The sequence below is a fragment of the Colwellia marinimaniae genome, from assembly GCF_002207865.1.
GTDB classification, from domain to species: domain Bacteria; phylum Pseudomonadota; class Gammaproteobacteria; order Enterobacterales; family Alteromonadaceae; genus Colwellia; species Colwellia marinimaniae.
The window spans coordinates 1-17,899 of the sequence record NZ_BDQM01000028.1 but is presented as its reverse complement, the minus strand read 5'-3'; the positions used below and the strand labels follow the sequence as shown (position 1 = coordinate 17,899).

General features: G+C 39.1%; 18 protein-coding genes. 6 read left to right on the top strand and 12 right to left on the bottom strand.

The window, feature by feature from the left end; all coding sequences use genetic code 11:
* Positions 1–7 precede the first annotated feature (7 nt).
* Positions 8–2,554: a bifunctional aspartate kinase/homoserine dehydrogenase II gene (metL, locus tag MTCD1_RS14115; RefSeq protein ID WP_057179484.1), complete on the bottom strand. Its 2,547-nt coding sequence runs from the start codon at positions 2,552–2,554 to the stop codon at positions 8–10.
* Between the two features lie 642 nt (positions 2,555–3,196).
* Positions 3,197–4,363 carry a cystathionine gamma-synthase gene (gene metB / locus MTCD1_RS14110; protein WP_057179483.1) on the bottom strand — a complete coding sequence of 389 codons (1,167 nt, stop codon included), beginning with the start codon at positions 4,361–4,363 and terminating at the stop codon, positions 3,197–3,199.
* Positions 4,364–4,609: 246 nt separating this feature from the next.
* On the opposite strand from metB, the gene metJ reads away from it, so the two are divergent.
* The gene (gene metJ / locus MTCD1_RS14105; RefSeq protein WP_057179482.1) at positions 4,610–4,939 is read left to right on the top strand and encodes a met regulon transcriptional regulator MetJ; all 330 of its coding nucleotides are present in this window, start codon (positions 4,610–4,612) and stop codon (positions 4,937–4,939) included.
* Positions 4,940–5,160: 221 nt separating this feature from the next.
* On the opposite strand, the gene MTCD1_RS14100 is transcribed toward metJ, so the two are convergent.
* The 8 genes from MTCD1_RS14100 to MTCD1_RS14055 all read right to left on the bottom strand — a co-directional run bounded on the left by MTCD1_RS14100 (position 5,161) and on the right by MTCD1_RS14055 (position 11,541).
* Positions 5,161–6,066 carry a hypothetical protein gene (locus tag MTCD1_RS14100; protein WP_057179481.1) on the bottom strand — a complete coding sequence of 302 codons (906 nt, stop codon included), beginning with the start codon at positions 6,064–6,066 and terminating at the stop codon, positions 5,161–5,163.
* A complete protein-coding gene (locus tag MTCD1_RS14095; protein ID WP_057179480.1) occupies positions 6,066–6,923 on the bottom strand; it encodes an ABC transporter ATP-binding protein in 858 nt (285 codons plus the stop codon). Before MTCD1_RS14095 ends, MTCD1_RS14100 begins: the two co-directional genes overlap by 1 nt.
* Positions 6,920–7,297 (bottom strand): GntR family transcriptional regulator, encoded by a 378-nt coding sequence (locus MTCD1_RS14090; RefSeq protein ID WP_057179479.1) that lies wholly within the window; start codon positions 7,295–7,297, stop codon positions 6,920–6,922. The genes MTCD1_RS14095 and MTCD1_RS14090 overlap by 4 nt, the downstream gene beginning before the upstream one ends.
* A gap of 477 nt (positions 7,298–7,774) precedes the next feature.
* Complete coding sequence (gene hemE / locus MTCD1_RS14085; protein ID WP_057179478.1) at positions 7,775–8,842, bottom strand: uroporphyrinogen decarboxylase; 1,068 nt, start codon at positions 8,840–8,842, stop codon at positions 7,775–7,777.
* Between the two features lie 1,192 nt (positions 8,843–10,034).
* Entirely contained in the window at positions 10,035–10,331 is a 297-nt protein-coding gene (gene sodX / locus MTCD1_RS14070; RefSeq protein ID WP_057179475.1) for a nickel-type superoxide dismutase maturation protease, read from the bottom strand.
* 43 nt (positions 10,332–10,374) lie between these two features.
* On the bottom strand, positions 10,375–10,878 hold the full coding sequence (sodN, locus tag MTCD1_RS14065; protein ID WP_057179474.1) for a superoxide dismutase, Ni: 504 nt from the start codon (positions 10,876–10,878) through the stop codon (positions 10,375–10,377).
* Between the two features lie 26 nt (positions 10,879–10,904).
* A complete protein-coding gene (locus MTCD1_RS14060) occupies positions 10,905–11,087 on the bottom strand; it encodes a hypothetical protein (RefSeq protein ID WP_057179473.1) in 183 nt (60 codons plus the stop codon).
* 25 nt (positions 11,088–11,112) lie between these two features.
* Positions 11,113–11,541 carry a DUF2753 family protein gene (locus tag MTCD1_RS14055; protein ID WP_057179472.1) on the bottom strand — a complete coding sequence of 143 codons (429 nt, stop codon included), beginning with the start codon at positions 11,539–11,541 and terminating at the stop codon, positions 11,113–11,115.
* A gap of 300 nt (positions 11,542–11,841) precedes the next feature.
* On the opposite strand from MTCD1_RS14055, the gene MTCD1_RS14050 reads away from it, so the two are divergent.
* Both MTCD1_RS14050 and MTCD1_RS14045 read left to right on the top strand, forming a co-directional pair.
* Entirely contained in the window at positions 11,842–12,318 is a 477-nt protein-coding gene (locus MTCD1_RS14050) for an acyl-CoA thioesterase (protein ID WP_057179471.1), read from the top strand.
* A gap of 21 nt (positions 12,319–12,339) precedes the next feature.
* Positions 12,340–13,227: a S1/P1 nuclease gene (locus tag MTCD1_RS14045; RefSeq protein WP_057179470.1), complete on the top strand. Its 888-nt coding sequence runs from the start codon at positions 12,340–12,342 to the stop codon at positions 13,225–13,227.
* A gap of 249 nt (positions 13,228–13,476) precedes the next feature.
* Here MTCD1_RS14045 and MTCD1_RS14040 read toward each other — a convergent pair whose 3' ends face one another.
* Positions 13,477–14,730 carry a glycosyltransferase gene (locus MTCD1_RS14040; RefSeq protein WP_057179469.1) on the bottom strand — a complete coding sequence of 418 codons (1,254 nt, stop codon included), beginning with the start codon at positions 14,728–14,730 and terminating at the stop codon, positions 13,477–13,479.
* Between the two features lie 162 nt (positions 14,731–14,892).
* On the bottom strand, positions 14,893–15,666 hold the full coding sequence (locus MTCD1_RS14035; protein ID WP_057179468.1) for an FKBP-type peptidyl-prolyl cis-trans isomerase: 774 nt from the start codon (positions 15,664–15,666) through the stop codon (positions 14,893–14,895).
* Positions 15,667–15,870: 204 nt separating this feature from the next.
* On the opposite strand from MTCD1_RS14035, the gene MTCD1_RS14030 reads away from it, so the two are divergent.
* From MTCD1_RS14030 to MTCD1_RS14020, 3 genes are all read left to right on the top strand, one after another.
* Positions 15,871–16,818 (top strand): WD40 repeat domain-containing protein, encoded by a 948-nt coding sequence (locus MTCD1_RS14030; RefSeq protein ID WP_231732946.1) that lies wholly within the window; start codon positions 15,871–15,873, stop codon positions 16,816–16,818.
* Entirely contained in the window at positions 16,800–17,063 is a 264-nt protein-coding gene (locus MTCD1_RS14025; protein ID WP_057179466.1) for a SlyX family protein, read from the top strand. The genes MTCD1_RS14030 and MTCD1_RS14025 overlap by 19 nt, the downstream gene beginning before the upstream one ends.
* Before the next feature lie 434 nt (positions 17,064–17,497).
* The gene (locus MTCD1_RS14020; protein WP_157447783.1) at positions 17,498–17,821 is read left to right on the top strand and encodes a hypothetical protein; all 324 of its coding nucleotides are present in this window, start codon (positions 17,498–17,500) and stop codon (positions 17,819–17,821) included.
* Positions 17,822–17,899: the final 78 nt, after the last annotated feature.

Here is a 17,899-nt window from a genome sequence, read left to right as displayed (position 1 = left end):
GAGCGGGTTAATTCATGCCCTTTATTTTCACTTGATTTTTCTTATGAGCAAGTTGCTGACAAATATTAACGAGATCAGAATGTAAACCGCCGGCAGTAACATCTCGTCCTGCTCCTGGTCCACGTATGATTAATGGATTGTCTTTATACCAGAGGCTATTGATTTGAAAAATATTGTCACACGGGGTTAAGTTGGCAAAAGCATCACTTTGTGGCAATACCTCTAAACTAACTTTTGCGCTAATACCTGTGGTTTCGTTATACTTAAAACGGGCAACATACCGGATACAAGCGCCTTTACTATTTGCCTCTGTTAACGCTGTAGCAAAGTAGTCATCTAATTCATCAACTCTGGCTAAAAACTCACTGGTTGATAATGATTGCAATGCTTCTGGTACTAAGTTTTGACAGTCAATATCTTCTAACGCCAACTCAAAGCCCGCTTTACGCGCTAAGATTAACAATTTACGTTGTACGTCTCTGCCTGACAAATCTTCACGAGGATCAGGTTCGGTAATACCTTGTGCTAAGGCATTTAATAACAGCTCGGAGAATTTTGAACTGCCATCAAAAGTTTCAAATAACCAAGAAAGGGTCCCTGAAAAAATTCCTGATAATTCACTAATACTATCGCCACTTTGGCGCAAATCATCAATGGCATAGTTTATCGGTAAACCCGCACCTACTGTGGTATTGCCTAGCCACAAGCTATTATGACTATCCGCGGTATTTACTAAATTATTATAATGTTCAGTGCTGCTTGACGCCGCCCATTTATTTGCACCTATCACATGAATACCTAAGGCAAAAATTTGCTCATACAATAAGCTAAAATCTTCACTTGGGGTGATATCAACAACAATTAAATCGTCGTATGGATGATGGCTCAACCAAGAAATAAGCTGTTCTGTGTCATAAGTTTGTGCATCTTGGACAAATAATGACGTTGCTTGATTTACATCAATACCATCATTGTTGATTAACGCTTTTTTCGAGGAAAGTAAGCCAACTAGGTGCAAGTTTTCTAAGGCATACACTTTATTAAGTTGCGCGGGTAATAATTCTAAAAATCGTTGACCTATATTGCCCATTCCGACAACAACTAAACCTATATGGCGAGCATCTTTGGTCATTTCATGGTGGACAGTATTCAACAATTCAATCGAACAAGCCTCTGGCAGAATAGCAATAACACTATGGCGATTATCACTGCCAACTATATTTAATGGCTTGGCTGTTTTTAATGAACGTTTAAAGCGAGCTTTAATATCGCCACGCTCTGCTACTCTATGACCAACGGTGGCAATAATAGCAACTGGCTTAAAGCTAACCTCAACATCATGGCTAGCCAACCACTGACTTAATGCTTTTTGTTGTGTTTGGGTGATGACCATAAAGCCTTTTTCATCATCCATACAAATAGGTGAAAATTCTGCATGCGCCTTGGCACCAGTCTCACCAATAAAACTCACGGATTGCGCCAACAATAGATCATTAAGATAAGTTACCGATAATTCTTGTTTCGCTATTTGACCAAATTTACCAATTTCAGTGCCGATAACGTCGGGGTCAAAACTACTGGCCACATGTAAGTGGGTATGATGTTCACTCTGTGGATTAATCAAAGGCAATAATGTTTTGGCATGCAATACAGGGTTACCTAAACGACCTAATTCCTTGGCAATACCATTAGGTAAACGATGTAGTTTCCTCGCGTTAGGCACCACACGAGGATCGGCACTATAAATACCATCAACATCGGTCCATAAAGTGACATTACCGGCAGCAACTAAAGCAGCAATAATAGTAGCAGAGTAATCACTGCCATTTCGGCCCAAGGTGCAGCTATTGCCACGCGCATCTTTACTGATATAACCCGTAATGACGGCTAACTTACCAAACTGACGTCTTTGTCTTAATTGCACGGCGCTTATTGCGGTATCAACGGCACAGTTTTGCTCATTATCAATAACGAGAAAATCACGAGCATCGATGTTATTACTTGGACAAACTTGCTCATTCAGTATCGCTGACAGTAATCTTGCTGACCACACCTCACCAAAGGCTAAAATATCATTGTGATGCTGGACAATATCGCCCGCTAGCCAGCTAGTTAATTGTGCTATATCTTTGCTTAAAAGCTGTAATAATTGTTTAGTATTATTAGCATTTAATACCTCAGTAATTAATTGCGCTTGTTTTTCCGCTAAATCAGTGATGGCTTGCGTTAACTCATCACTTGTTTGCGTAGCTTGTGCAGTGATTGATTGTTCGACCAGAGAATAAATTGCAAATAAACTATCAGTATTTTTACCATTAGCTGATACCACGATAATATCGTTCAACTGACAATTTTTACGGATAATTTCAACAACACGTTTAATACATTTTCCCGTGGCTAAAGAGCTGCCACCAAATTTGTGTACTTGAATAGCATGTTTAGCTAATTTATTTTCCGAGATAAAGTCAGCGACCAATTCATGCTCAGCACCCTCTTGCCTTAGCACTGATTTATGTTCGTTAATTTTATTGAGCGTAATATTTTCTTGTGTCATCTCTCTACCTGCTCAACTGCGAATTTATTTTCGCAATTGTTAATTTGTTTATTAATGTTGGCTTTGGACTAAATCAGTTAGTTTTTCCAACGAAAGATTAATATCTTTATGCCCAACAAGTGTCAGTTACTGTCGGCTTGGTGCTAAATCAGTTAGTTTTTCCAACGAAAGTATTATCAATAGATTCATGCCCAACAAGCTGCAATTACTGTCATTTTTGCGCTAAACCATGGGCTATCAGTTTTTTTAACGAAAGTTCAATATCTTCGCAGCCAACAAACTGCAATTATTGTCGGCTTTATGCTAAACAATGGTTAGGTCAGTTGTTTTTTCAACGAAAAAATCATCTACATTTTCGAAGCCAACAAGTTGTAATTACTGTCGGCTTTATGCTAGACCATAGTTAGGTCAGTTGTTTTTTCAACGAAAAAATCATCTACATTTTCGAAGCCAACAAGTTGTAATTACTGTCGGCTTTATGCTAGACCATAGTTAGGTCAGTTGTTTTTTCAACGAAAAAATCATCTACATTTTCGAAGCCAACAAGTTGTAATTACTGTCGGCTTTATGCTAAACCATGGTTAGGTTAGTTGTTATTTCAACGAGAATATCATCAATACTTTCGTGCCCAACAAGTTGTAGTTACTGTTGGCTTTGCGCTAAACCATGAGCTAAGTCAGCTATTATATCATCAATATCTTCAATACCAACAGATATGCGCACTAAAGATTGAGTAATCCCCGCCGCTAACTGATCAACTATCGCCATACCCGCATGGGTCATGGTTGATGGGTGACTTATTAAACTCTCAACACCACCTAAAGATTGCGCTAAAGTGAACAATTCTAGGTTATCGAATAACTTTTTCACCGCTTCGACGCCACCTTTCACTTCAAAACTTAACATAGCACCAAAGCCAGATTGCTGTTTTTTCGCGATATCATGACCAGGGTGGTCAGGGAAACCAGGGAAATATACCGCATCAATGGCATCATGATTTTTTAGGAAGTCAGCCACCTGTAAAGCATTTTCTTGATGTTGCTTCATTCTTACTGGTAAAGTTTTTAAGCCACGTAATGCTAAGAAGCTATCAAAGGCACTGCCGGTAATACCAATACAGTTTGCCCACCACGCTAGCTTTTCACCTAGCTCGGCCGTTTTGGTGACTAAAACACCGCCAACAACATCACTATGACCATTTATGTATTTAGTGGTTGAGTGAAAAACGATATCAGCGCCCAAGGTTAAAGGCTGTTGCAGTGCGGGGGATAAGAAAGTGTTATCAACTGCCACTAAAGCACCCACCCCGTGGCATGCTTTAGTTACTTCGGCAATATCCACTAAGCGTAATAGCGGATTACTTGGGCTTTCAAGTAATACTAATTTAGGTTTCTGGGCTAAGGCATTAGCCAGTGCTTGTTGATCATTTTGGTCAACAACGATGAGTTTGAATAAGCCACGTTTAGCTAAGTGGGTAAATAATCTAAAACTACCACCATAACAATCATGTGGAATAACGACAGTATCACCCGTTGATAACAGCTGACAAATCAAATGCACTGCTGCCATGCCGGTACTGGTAACTATGCCAACACTGCCTTGCTCTAATTTTGCAATCGTTTCAGCAAAATTAGCTCGGGTTGGGTTACCAGTGCGAGAATAATCAAATTGACGTTTATCATTAAAACCTTTTAATGAATACGTACTGGATAAATGGATAGGAGCGACCACAGCACCATGGTGCTGATCAGTATTGATACCGGCTCTTACTGCCGAAGTAGTAATATTACTTGTTTTAGCCATCGACATTATGTTTCTCCATTAATTAAGTAAGCATGCAAACACAGTTTCTATCTCGCCGGCTTTACCGATAATTTAGCCGATATATAGCACATTTACGTTTAGATGTTTGGACGTCTATAACTCTAAACATTTTAATTAATTGGGTCAAGTAATTTTGGACATCTAAACTTCTACTTGACTGGTTTATTTCAGCAGGTAAAATCTACCCTAAATAGAATTTCGAATAAGTTATAACAAGACAGAGGAATATCCATGGCTCAGTGGAATGAAGAGTACATAAATCCCTATGCCGAACACGGTAAAAAAAGCGAACAAGTAAAGAAAATTACCGTTTCGATTCCTTTGCGCGTGCTTAAAGTATTGACGGATGAACGCACTAGGCGTCAAGTAAATAACCTTCGCCATGCCACTAATAGTGAATTGTTATGTGAAGCGTTTTTACATGCTTTTACTGGCCAGCCCTTACCTGACGATGAGGATTTAGCAAAGGATAATAATGAAATGTTGCCTGCCAGTGTCAGGCGTTTACTCGAAGCAAAAGGTATTACTGACTTTAGCGCATATAAAATCGAAGAGGAATAACTATTTTTTTTCAAAATAGCGGCTAAAAAAGCTACTGGTTACGTGCCTTTTTATGGCCTGCTTTATTAGCCATATTCTGCATAAGCTAAGCTGTTAGCAAAATCTAATGATAAAAAAGCGATATTTACTGAGTAAATATCGCTTTTTTATTTGTTTATTATTCGCTTATTAAGCGTTTATAATTTGTTTATTAATAACCAAGCTAGGATAATTCCGCTACTTTAACTTTCTTGCTTATTCACTCTAAACCAATAAGTTGCAAATAATAAGCCTGCGGATACCAATACCGTGCGGTAATCAATTTGTGCTATCAATAATTTTAGTGCTACCAAGCGAGACTGCTCTTGCGCTACCGACATATCAACATGGTGGTCTGGCGTTATAGAGAAGTAATCCATCAAGAAATGCCCAAAGAAGGGTTGCGATAGATGTAAATAATTCACCACAATGGCTTCAATCACTACTAGCGCAACAATAGGTAATACTGCCCATAAAAATGGTGCTTTATTAGCATAAATAGATGCCAGCATTAACCAGCTATATAACGGCAGTAACCAAATAGCCATAGGCACAAGTGTTAACCAAATATAGCCGACACTACTCAATATATTAGCGCTAGCCAACATGCCCCATAAAGAGATATCAAAACCTATTGATAAGATGATACAAGCCACAACGGCAAATACTAGCATAAGTACCATGAGTAAGGTCGCCGCAGCGAAAAAGATCACCGGAATAACAATAGCACCTGTTAACAGTTTACTGGCAATGGTCATCTCATCAGAAACGGGTAACGAACGCCAAAACATTACCGATTGGTCGCGCCGTTCATCAAATAAGCAGGTAACAAAGTAATAAACTTGCACAATAAAACCAATGACAATAAAAGGACTAAACAAGGCAATGGCCGAAACAAAGAAGAACTCACCTAAACGATCGGATTGTTGAAATTGCGTTATATGCTCAAGCTCTACTAGTACCGCTTGCATATCAATGCCATTTAAAATCAAGCTAAGTAACGGAATAAAAATAAAGACGCCGGCTAAGGTGACTGGCACCCAAGTCAACATACCATTAAATTCCCATAACTCTTTTTTAATTGAGGCTTTCATTATTGCAACATTCATTAGCAAGTTTCCTTATTCATTACACCAACAAAAACATCAGCCAAACTAGGTACACTAACCTTGCCTAAGCCCTGTAAAGTAGCTTTATCTTGATTATCAAATAACATGGTAGTCAGCCCCATCATGCTATTTTTAAATAACGGTTTTAGCTTATCTGCTTGTGGGACTTGCTCGTTGCTTACCGATACCAGATTAAACCGCTGTTTTATCTCATCGGTGCTCTGGGCAAGTACAATCTTGCCTTTTTGTATAAAAGCAACGTCCGTTAAGATATGTTCAATTTCTTCAATTTGATGGGTAGTGATAACAATGCACTTATCTTCGCTATAAAAATCTTCCAATAAGTGGCTATAAAACTGACGGCGAGTCAAAATATCTAAACCTAAGGTTGGCTCGTCTAAAATAAGCACCTTGGCATCAATTGCTAAAATAAGTGCTAAGTGCAATTGCGCTACCATACCTTTAGATAAGGTTTTCACCTTATCTTTTAACTCAATATTGGTTTTAGCCAAAAACGCTTGCGCCTTTTCAATAGCAAAGTTTGGGTGAATATCTTGCATATAACTTAAGGCTTGTGACACTTTCAACCATTTTGGTAAAATAGCCACATCAGCAATATAAGCGACATCCTTAAGCATTTTTACCCGGTCTTTTCTCGGGTGATAACCTAAGACACTGATATCACCTTCAAAATCTGTCAAGCCTAAAATAGCTTGTAAACAAGTAGTTTTACCTGCGCCATTTGGGCCAACTAAACCAACAATTTGTCCCGCATTAAGTGATAAATTAATCCCTGACAATACTTTTTTATTACCATATGATTTATTTAAATTTGAAATTGAAATGAGTGGGCTCATACCTTGCCCTCCACTGGGTTATTCACATTAACTGACAGTAACTGCTCTGCTGACAATTTAAGTCGTGAAATTTGCATTAGTATTTCTGGCCATTGGTGCGATAAAAAACTATCACGCTCTCTATTTAGCATCAATTCTTGTGCTCCAGGAATAACAAACAAGCCTTTACCGCGTTGTTTCTCGACAATTTTTTCGTCCTGTAACATTTGATACGCCTTTGAAATAGTAATTGGATTCAGCTGATATTCAGCCGCCACTTTCCTTACTGAAGGTAACGCTTCGCCTTCCTTGATATAACCATCTAAAATACGAGTGATTACTTGCTGATACAGTTGCAGGTATATTGGTTTATCTGGATCCCATTGAGGTGTCATGCCCTTTTCCTTGAATAATACCTAAAAGATAGTAGTGTTATACACCACCAGCACACTACAACACAAGAACGGGTTGCAGTTATTTTATACAAATGATGGTATTTTATGGTATTAATAGCTAAAAGATAGCAATTAACCAATTGATTATTAAGAATAAATTCAGACTATGTTGTTTTTTCTGTAAAGAATGTAACAGCATATGTAAATTAGTTTACATGGCAAAGCACTTGAGTTGGCAGCAGGTTAGGTTGAAAACAACACACAGTTAATGAGGGTACTTAGGCCTAGCTAACGAGCTTAGCTAAACGTTGCCAATAAAAAAGCCGTTGTTAACTTACCCTAGCTTAAGATAGGTTAAGTTAACAACGGCTTTATTGTCTTTAATATAAGCGTAAGTTATAGGTTTACTCTAACTACAGCTGCTTATATATTTACTTATTACTAAGGGCTTATACTAAGGTTTACTTATGATAAGGATTACTTGTGATAAGGCTTACTTAACCTATGCACTGACTCAATAAAGTGACCCGCATGTTCTGGCTTCACATCAGGATGAATGCCGTGGCCTAGGTTAAATACATGACCGGTACCGCCGTCACCAAAACCTGCTAGTATTTTTGATACTTCTTGTTCAATACGTGGCAATGGCGCGTATAACATTGACGGGTCCATATTGCCTTGTAGAGCAACTTTATCTCCAACACGTGCCTTAGCGTTTTCAATATCAATGGTCCAATCTAAGCCAACTGCATCACAACCTGTCGCTGCGATAGATTCTAACCACATGCCGCCATTTTTAGTAAATAAGGTTACTGGTACTTTACGACCTTCATTATGACGAGTTAAACCAGCAACGATTTTCGCCATGTATTGTAATGAAAAGTCCTTATAATCACGTGGCGATAATACGCCGCCCCACGTATCAAATACCATCACTGATTGCACACCAGCAGCAATTTGTGCATTTAAGTAACTAATGACTGAGTCAGCTAGTTTATCAAGTAACAAATGCAAAGCTTGAGGCTCAGAGAACATCATTTTTTTGATTTTAGTGAAAGCTTTCGAACTGCCACCTTCAATCATGTAAGTAGCTAATGTCCAAGGACTACCTGAAAAACCAATAAGCGGTACTTCACCTTGTAATTCTTTACGAATTGTACGCACGGCATTCATGACATAACCTAATTCATCTTCTGGATCAGGGATGCTAATTTTATCAATATCGGCTTTACAGGTAATTGGACGCTCAAATTTAGGACCTTCACCTGTTTCAAAGTACAAACCTAAGCCCATGGCATCAGGGATAGTTAAAATATCACTAAACAAAATAGCAGCATCTAAGGGAAAACGACGTAACGGTTGCAACGTTACTTCACATGCTAGCTCAGCATTTTTACATACCGACATAAAGTCACCGGCACCTTTACGTATTTCACGATACTCAGGTAAATAACGACCCGCTTGACGCATCATCCATACCGGCGTGTAATCTACTGGTTGCTTTAATAGCGCACGTAAATAGGTATCATTTTTTAATTCTGTCACCAATAGTTCCTCTTATTCTTTTGCTTTGTCCTTGCGCTAGCTAATGACTTAACAATAACGTACTTGCAATGACTGGCTTAATTTTTTGCCACGCCGCTTTATTTTACGCAGCCTAGCGAATGAATTTTATGGTGCCCAGTTTAGCACCGACCTGGCTTTTGATCTATGCGCTAACTCAACACGCCGAAAAAATAAAACGCCGCGGAGTGCAGAGAAAAGACCTCATCCGGATAAAAGTTCAATTTATTTAACTTTTTTTAAAAGTATTAATATCAGCTTGATTTTTACCAATGAACTTTGAATCAATAACTTAGCAGCACTGACTTGTTGGACCAGTTTAGTACGAAAAAAGTCGTCGAGCTTATACTCTATTAAAGTTGTTGCGGTAGTAAAAATGCTTTGCTATAAAATGCCTGCGCTACAGAAAAACAATAATAAAAACAAAAACAAAAACAATAAGTATAAAATAAATTCAGCCAAAAATTAATAATAATAAAAAAATATTGGCTAGAAATTAATAATAAGAAGCTTGGTAAACAAGACCAATATGCGAGCATTTCAAGCCTTTCTCTTTGAGAAAGGCTTTTTTATTGGCGCAAAACCCTCTCGCTGCTTTATTAAAACTCCCGCGAAATAACTCCTTTAAAGAATGCCCGTAAATCTTCAGTTGAGCAGCAGTTAAGGATGTCGGTATACCATGACCAACTGATGCCATGAACGAATATGTAGCTAAACAGTTAAATCTCTCGACAGAGACTGTCCCAGCAAGTTTTTGCTCACTACTTAAGGTTGCACCAGATAATTTAACTCAGCAAAGATTTTCCTGAATCGGTAAAGTCGTGCCTGATGCACAACGCTATTTAAACAAAGCCCCTAAAGTGGCTAAATCATCCCTAAGTTCATTATTTTCAAGTGCGGGTGCAGCGGCTATAAAAACCGAAAGTGTAGATTACTTAACCTGAACTCTGGATAATGAGTGCTTGATGGTTAAGTAAAAACAACGACTTACGGTTATTAAGAACAAAATACACAAGATTAAGTAGCAATAGTCATTTAGAAAAGAGTGCTTATAAAGACGCTGGGGCTTCATTAAATCAGGGTTTAAACCGACTGTAGGTGACCTAGCCTATCTTGCCAGCAAAGCTTTAAAGTGTGGCTATTTTCTCCAAGATAAACGAATAAAGTATATGGCTTATTTAGGCGGAAAAACCCACAATATCTTGCCTTGTATTTGCGACTTACCCACGGGACCAAGCTTCTCAATCGGCAGGCTACTTTTATGATGGCCTTTAAGCCAAAACAGACCATTTCTATCCACTTTCGCTAATGACTTAACTATATGGCCATAGCGGGGGTGAATTACCTTCAGTAAACAGCCTTCTTTTAAGTTAAATATTCTCAACCAGGGCACGACAAAAACATAACTATTTTCCGGTATACGCGGTGACATACTCACCCCGGTAACTTTGCAAAAATGAAAGCCAAACATAATGTATTCCTAGTAATAAAGATGCTTCAGCACGGTAAAGTCGTTAAGCTTGTAACTTAGGATATACCAGCGTTTCGGCTGGTGGATAAGGGCAAACAGCAGTAAAGGTAGTCACTTTTTTAGTTGCCCAGAATATTTCAGCAAAACGATTTACTTGCTGCAATAATGTCAATGCAGCCTCTCTACTAATATACTGTTTTACTTGTGAGCTGGCGAGCATGATGCCGTGCACTAAATCATGCAACTCAGGGTATTGCGTTAATTGTGGCGTTTTAATGTAATCACCCCATATTATGGTTATTTCTTCTTTAACTTTTAAACCATGCTGTTCTTTTTGATTGACCAATCGTAAAAACTGCGCCTGTTCATCCAAAGTTAGCGATGGCTTAGCTTTTAATTCATTGAGTAAATCAACCAATCGAATCATGGTCAATGCGGCAATTTGTGCACTGATAGGATCATAAATTTTACAAGGTATATCGCAGTGCGCCTTCACCACGGGAAAGTTTAATTTTTTGTCTAACTTGGCAATAAGGTTATATAGCATCATCATCTCCTGCTGGTATTTTCGGCTTAGCTTTTAGGGGCGGTAATTTCTTTAAACACCACAACCACTGCGGCAATAATAAAGGGGACTAACCAAAGTAAATGTATTAAACCTGCACCAGGGGCGCTGTGATCATGTCCTGGGTGGGCAAATAATGGCTTACTTAGTAGTAATGCCAACAAAGCAAAAATAATAACTGTTCTTTTCATCATCATATCCTTAAAGGTAAGTGAACTAATGCATTACCGGTTGGCTAGCATTAACGGCCATGGCCATTTTATTAAGCGATGACAAACAGCCATCACACGCGGGGTGTTTTTTACTAAAAGCCAACAGTGGCATTAACGTTATTTTTAATGAACGCAACGCCACAAACTGTAAATCTTCGCTATTTTGTGTCTGCTGTGATAATTCAGCCATGCGTTGATGGGGGATTTGTAAATAACGAAAGGCCATTTTAGGCTGGTCCTGTTCTTCATACAAAACAGCTAAGTTATGAAAAGCACTGATCCATGCCATTAAGAGCTCACAATCTTCAATATTTTCTTGCCACAGTTGCTCTAAGCATTCTATGGCTTGGTGATAATATTCTTCAGCTAGTGGTAACTGTTGTTTATTAAAACTATCGTTACCTTTTAACAGTAATATTTGCCAGACTTCCATAACCCTTCCAAATAACTAATGTAAATGATAATGGTTCGCATTCTATTTCTTTTATTGGAACCTGTAAAGACAATATTTGTTATGCTTTCAATTGGCATAGTTAATTTAGCCCGTATAAACTATTTGAATAAAGCGGGCAAATAGCAGAAATATGCAGCTAAACGTTATAAAAGATAACGTTAGATTACTTCTGTAAAAAGCCTAATAGATAATATTTGCTTATTAACGGTGAACACTATATTTTTGAGCTATCGCCTTTAGATTTACCTATTCCACTCATTAACGATAAAGAGCTCACTTATGAATACACCACAACGCGACATTACCTTACGATTTTTAGCCGAGCCACAAGATGTCAATTTTGGTGGTAAGGTGCATGGTGGCGCGGTGATGAAATGGATAGATTTAGCTGCGTATGCATGTGCTGCTGGTTGGAGTGGTCGATACTGTGTTACCGCCTACGCCGGTGGTATACGTTTTATTGCCCCTATTCATGTTGGTAGTTTAGTGGAAGTAGAAGCGAAAGTTATTTATACCGGAAACTCGTCAATGCATATCGCCTTAGCAGTTAACGCTTGTGATCCTAAATCATTAAACAGACGGTTAACTACCCACTGCATTGTTATCATGGTGGCGGTTGATCAAAATGGTCAATCTGAAAGTGTGCCGAAGTGGCAACCAGAAACTGAAGCAGATAAAAAGCAGCATAGTTCAGCGGTAAAATTGATGGAGATGCGTAAACAGATTGGTGAAGAAATGCAGATTTTTATCGATTAGTAATTAGTACCTTAAGCCGTCATGTTAAAACAACTGTTATGGTCGTTCTTCTTGAGCGGCATGTTACTGTGCAGTCAACCGAGCTTTGCTCTAGCAAAGTTCGGTCATAAAATAGTTTGTCAGCTTGCCTTTGAGCATTTACCGTGGGCAAAACAGCAAAAACTTACTCAGCTTCTGCATCTTGTGCCAAAAGAGCAGCAAACAATTATTAATCACTATAATCGCCTGAAAAAAAACACCCCCCTCACCTTTGCTAATGCCTGTACTTGGGCTGACGCTATTAAGAAACATCCCAAAAGATATCCACTATTTAAAAAATTTAACAGCTGGCATTACCTAAACGTAACACGAGATTTAGCCGCGATTACTAAGGCCGTTTGTAAGGAAAATTGCCTGCCGCAAGCCATAATCACTCATCAACAGCAGCTAAAATCTTCACCAATATCCTGGCAGTCAGCGCAAGCCTTATTATTTTTAGGGCATTGGCTCGGCGATATCCATCAACCTTTACATGTCAGTTACGCCAGCGATTTAGGCGGTAATAAGCTTAATTTTGCTAAGCAGCAAGGTCATTGCAAGAATATGCATTGGTATTGGGATGCTTGTTTGATTAAAAAAGCTAAGCGCTCAAAAAAGCAGTGGCTGGCTCACTTAAACGCTCAATGGCATAAAAACGATACGCCAGCGTATCAAGCCAAGCAGGTATGGTATTGGGCAAATGAATCTTATCAACTTATTCGCACGCCACGTTTTCAATATTGCCAACTCAATAGCCAAAATATTTGTCTGCGCCCTAAAGGAAAAATAAAACTAAACGACAATTATGCTCAGCATTATTTACCGATAATGGAACAGAAACTACTGAAGGCCGCGCAACGCCTTAATCGCATACTTGAGCTGTCTTTATAAATTCTTTGCCGTGACTACCCTATTCAACATCATTCTGAAGCTGACAACAATGGCGGTAAACAGGAACCTAACTAGGTGTCATTGCCGAGTTCACTTGTCGGGAATCTATTATCTTATCTTGTTTTTTTTCCATTCTTATCCGTGATAAAACTAAACCTGGCCTAAGTAACATGCAGAGTGGCGTAAGTTCGGCTAGTTGCTTAACTAAAAGCTAGCCACTCTCCCACTTGAACCTTCTCCTTTATCCCTTCAGCTATCGCTTTCCGTAAAAACCTTTAGCTGGGTTTTTACATCAATCCACTGCGCCATATATTGCGTACTTTTATGGTGATGATGGTTAAGCATGCTACCGATGAAGTTCGTTTGCCGATGTGAACTAAGATTAGCCTCTAGTTGCGTAAAACGATCCGCTAGCTCGGCTAATATAGTCTCTTGTTGATACATTAACTGGGCATTTTTCTGCCCTAAGTCACTGGCACTTTGCCAAGTAAGCTCATTTTGATAAAGTCTTACCGCTGCATCAGCTATCGCTTGTGGCTCATTGGCAATTGCCCCTGGCCAAGGTAAACCTGTTTGCATGCTCTCGACGCCAATATCTGTGGTCACTGAAGGCGTCGCACAATACATAGCTTCGGCAAGTTTGCCTTTAATACCGGCACCAAAACGTAACGGTGCTAAACACACTTTGGCGCTTTGCATGGCCAGCACCGCATCATCTACCCAGCCTTTAACCAAAAACCCTGACTGTTCATCATGCAAGTCAGTTGCTTTTGCCGGTGGATAAGCGCCATAAACATTTAACTTGGCATTGGGTAACTGTTTACGTATTAGCGGCCATATTTGCTGTTTTAACCATAATACCGCATCCCAATTGGGCGCATGACGAAAGTTCCCTATCACCATAAAATCTTTTCGCTGGTCATAACTTGGATTTTTTTGGCTTAACTGCGCCTCACTTAACATAAAGGGACAGTAGTGAATTAAGCTGGCATCGACTTTAAATAAGCGTTGTAATAACGCCACTTCCACACTTGAGATCATTAAGCTGATATCAGAACGAAATATCGATGCCACTTCACGTTTAGCTAGCTCACTAGTCAGTAAATCTTCATCGCTGAGGTCACGTTTTTGTTTATAAGCTTGATGGCGGCCATTCCGTAAACAAAACAGATCTTCGGTATCTAGGATTCGTAGCGCTTGTGGGCAAAATTCACTAACACGCCAGCCAAATTGCTCTTCCATCATAAACCGGTCAAACATTACCGTATCAGGCTGTAGGTTTTTAATGAAATCATCAAAGCTGGTGCAATTAAGACTGATGTTTTCAATGGCAATATTTAAGGCACTTAAATCAACCATATGATCTGTTTGTTGCGCAGGGCTGGCAAAGGTAATGTGGTAGCTTTGCCCATGGAAGAAGTGGATTAACTGCATCATACGGCGACCTGCCGCAGAAGAGTTAGGCTCAGGCCAGACATAGCCAATAATTAGGAGTTTTTTCATGTAAGTATTTTATCGCGAGCTGTTATGGAAAGCCAAGCGATAAAACTAAAATATAATGTAACTCTAAACAAAAAAACCACCAGTAAGCATTACTGATGGTTTTATATTTTTTTACTAGTAAGTCAGTGAAAGCTAAGCAAGCTTAGCCCACACTAACCTTAACTAGTGAGCAGCGTGGTCGTGACCATCTGTTTTTGGTGTTGGTTCATCTTTTTGAATTTCTAATAATTCGATTTCAAATTCTAACACTGAGTTACCCGGAATATTTGGTGGATTACCGTTAGGGCCGTATGCTAAATCTGATGGAATAGTAAATTTAAACTTAGCGCCAACCGTCATTAATTGTACACCTTCAGTCCAACCTTTAATGACACGGTTAAGTGGGAATACAGCGGGTTGGCCACGGTCGTATGAACTATCAAACGTTTCACCGTTTAAGAAGGTGCCTTTATAGTGAACTTTTACCGTATCTGTTGCCGCAGGTTTTTCACCTTCGCCAGCGGTTAATACTACGTATTGAATACCTGATTCAGTTACTATTACGCCTTCTTTTTTAGCGTTATCTGCAAGAAACTTAGCACCTGCCGCTAAACTAGCTTCAGACTCGGCAATACTTGCCGCTTGTTGCTTTTCTTTCATGCTAGCATCAAGGTTCATCAGTAAGGCTTGAATTTCTTCTTTTTCAATAACAGCTTTACCGTCAATGCTGTCAGTAAAACCACGGACAATAAGCTCTTTATCTAAAGTTAAACCTAATTTGTCATGCTCTGCTAAGTTACGCTGCATGTACATACCAATGGAAGCACCCAAACCGTAAGCTTGTTTTTGCACTTCAGTATCTAATACTGGTGCTTTTACTACTTCAACCACTTTTTCGTTACAACCAACAATGGCCACTAACGCTAAGGCTACTAGGGTAGGCTTAAATAATTTCATTTATATCTCCATTTATACAAGACAATTGGAGAATTCCCCAATTTACAAACTAAAAATTGTGATGTTACCGTTAAAATTTAACTTTTAAAATTTATAAGATAACACTAAACAATTATAAAAAAGACCTTATACTAACGATAAATGCGCAAATAAAAAAGTATTAATATATTGTTAAAATGTAATTGGATTTTTCCTGTCATCTTAATGACTACACTCATGGCTTGTAAGCCATTAACGCAAGCGCCAATAGAGCGTTGGCAGCAGTCTGTTGAAGGCGCCTATGCTGGCAATATTTCTAAAGATGCCAAATTCTCGGTTATTTCTTCCATTCACCATGGCTTGAGTGTTTGGGATTTAACCAAAAATGAGCGCATTTATAACTGGGCACAAGAGCAAAATAGTAGTGATAATTTAGTACTTACCATCGATATCAGTGACAATTCAAGTCATGTTCTCACCGCCAATAGAAAAAACTTTGCCTTGTGGAACCTGAAAAATGGCAAGTCAGAGGGGTACTGGCAAGTACGTGAATCAAACATTAGAGATATTGCCATCAGTAATGGCGGTGATTACTTACTGATTGGTAAAAGCAACGGTACTGTCGTGCATGTCGCCGTTGATACCGGCAGGCGCTTAGAGTTTCTTGGCCATAAAGAAAAAGTTAATACCGTAGATATGCTGCCCAACGGCCGTGTGGCTATGTCTGGAGGTAACGATTTTATCGCCTATGTATGGGATACTCAATCGGGACAAGTGGTTTATCAATTTAATCACAGCTCTCGCGTATCAAAAGTAGCATTAGATGCACAGGCACGTTACGCCTTTAGCGCCGACAGTATGAAGTCTGCTTATATATGGGACTTAAAAACAGGTAAACGTATTAGTACCTTACAAGGGACAAAACGCCATGAGGTGTTTAGTACCGTGCGTTTTTCACCCGATGGTAAAACTATGATCACAGGTGCAGCCAGCAGGAAGGTCAGTGTTTGGGATATTGCTACCGGCAAACGCCTTGCGTATTGGTTTGTTACACCAAAAGAAGCAAAAAGACCTACCGGGGCGGTTGTGTATAGTGTCGCATTTGGCGATAATAACAACCTATTAACGATAAGTTCCTCAGGATATGTTGAATCATGGCCAATGCCGAAATAACCCTAAGCGCTAACAACCCGAACACTAACTATGTCCAGCAACTCGAAGAGCGTGTTGACGCCCTAGAGTCACGCAATGTTTTTCAAGATGATGTTATTGACCAGTTAAGTGAAGAACTCGCTGCCCATCAGCATGAGATTGCAGAGCTTAAACAGCAAATTCAACTAGTGGCTAATCGCCTTAAAGATGCCGGTAGCTCATCGGGTGATACAGACGATGTTGAACCACCACCACCGCATTATTAAGCTTCAGCCGTCATTCCCGAGTCGTCTTGTCGGGAATCTAGTCATAAATAAAGCCTACCACCATGGATCCTCGACCAGACACTTCGAGGATGACAGCAAATTATTCTTTCAGTCACTTTAGCCATTAATCTTATCAAAGAGCCTATGGCTTAAACACACCAATCACTTGTTCATTTGCACGAATAACTTTCTCAACTTGTGCTTCAGTTTGTACCATCTTGTTTCATCATTAGCTTTACTAATTTCTTATTTGATTATCCCTAATAAATTCTAGTTACTCCCTTTAAAGCAACCCACTGACTAAAAATAAACCCTTCTCTTATTGTTAATAAAATGTAATCCTATGATTTAATTAATGATAAGGAATATCATAAAATGGACAAATGGACAAATGGACAAACAAGCTTAATCTTCAGTTATTACTTTTAACAAGCATGTTAACAAGTGTAAGTGCCGTGGCCAAAAATACTGACTTTATACAGTTTGAAGCGACTTTAAAACACGAACTTAATTTAACTGATAGCGAAATAACGCAGCCTTATCGCGGTGATTCAATTCAAGCAAGTTATAACCAAGATTCAACAACGACAGATAAGGTTAATGGCGAAAGACAATATGTTACTGATGGCTGCCCAAGACCACCAACACGACCACGACCACTGCCTTCAAAATATTTAGCCAGTGGTTATAAAAAACTACCCGATACCAGCTTTACCACACCCCCCCGTGTCAGAATAGTTGTCACCCCTAAAATTTAAATTTTTTTAGATCGGGGAGTGGTAATCGAACAATAAATGTCTAGTTATTCAACAGAAAGAAAAGAAGCTATTTTAAGT

What these genes read in the sequence shown, in the direction of transcription:
- metL (WP_057179484.1), bottom strand. Translation starts at nt 2,554, where the DNA reads ATGACACAAGAAAATATTACGCTCAATAAAATTAACGAACATAAATCA.
- metB (WP_057179483.1), bottom strand. Translation starts at nt 4,363, where the DNA reads ATGTCGATGGCTAAAACAAGTAATATTACTACTTCGGCAGTAAGAGCC.
- metJ (WP_057179482.1), top strand. Translation starts at nt 4,610, where the DNA reads ATGGCTCAGTGGAATGAAGAGTACATAAATCCCTATGCCGAACACGGT.
- MTCD1_RS14100 (WP_057179481.1), bottom strand. Translation starts at nt 6,066, where the DNA reads ATGAATGTTGCAATAATGAAAGCCTCAATTAAAAAAGAGTTATGGGAA.
- MTCD1_RS14095 (WP_057179480.1), bottom strand. Translation starts at nt 6,923, where the DNA reads ATGAGCCCACTCATTTCAATTTCAAATTTAAATAAATCATATGGTAAT.
- MTCD1_RS14090 (WP_057179479.1), bottom strand. Translation starts at nt 7,297, where the DNA reads ATGACACCTCAATGGGATCCAGATAAACCAATATACCTGCAACTGTAT.
- sodX (WP_057179475.1), bottom strand. Translation starts at nt 10,331, where the DNA reads ATGTTTGGCTTTCATTTTTGCAAAGTTACCGGGGTGAGTATGTCACCG.
- sodN (WP_057179474.1), bottom strand. Translation starts at nt 10,878, where the DNA reads ATGCTATATAACCTTATTGCCAAGTTAGACAAAAAATTAAACTTTCCC.
- MTCD1_RS14060 (WP_057179473.1), bottom strand. Translation starts at nt 11,087, where the DNA reads ATGAAAAGAACAGTTATTATTTTTGCTTTGTTGGCATTACTACTAAGT.
- MTCD1_RS14055 (WP_057179472.1), bottom strand. Translation starts at nt 11,541, where the DNA reads ATGGAAGTCTGGCAAATATTACTGTTAAAAGGTAACGATAGTTTTAAT.
- MTCD1_RS14050 (WP_057179471.1), top strand. Translation starts at nt 11,842, where the DNA reads ATGAATACACCACAACGCGACATTACCTTACGATTTTTAGCCGAGCCA.
- MTCD1_RS14045 (WP_057179470.1), top strand. Translation starts at nt 12,340, where the DNA reads ATGTTAAAACAACTGTTATGGTCGTTCTTCTTGAGCGGCATGTTACTG.
- MTCD1_RS14040 (WP_057179469.1), bottom strand. Translation starts at nt 14,730, where the DNA reads ATGAAAAAACTCCTAATTATTGGCTATGTCTGGCCTGAGCCTAACTCT.
- MTCD1_RS14035 (WP_057179468.1), bottom strand. Translation starts at nt 15,666, where the DNA reads ATGAAATTATTTAAGCCTACCCTAGTAGCCTTAGCGTTAGTGGCCATT.
- MTCD1_RS14030 (WP_231732946.1), top strand. Translation starts at nt 15,871, where the DNA reads ATGACTACACTCATGGCTTGTAAGCCATTAACGCAAGCGCCAATAGAG.
- MTCD1_RS14025 (WP_057179466.1), top strand. Translation starts at nt 16,800, where the DNA reads ATGGCCAATGCCGAAATAACCCTAAGCGCTAACAACCCGAACACTAAC.
- MTCD1_RS14020 (WP_157447783.1), top strand. Translation starts at nt 17,498, where the DNA reads ATGTTAACAAGTGTAAGTGCCGTGGCCAAAAATACTGACTTTATACAG.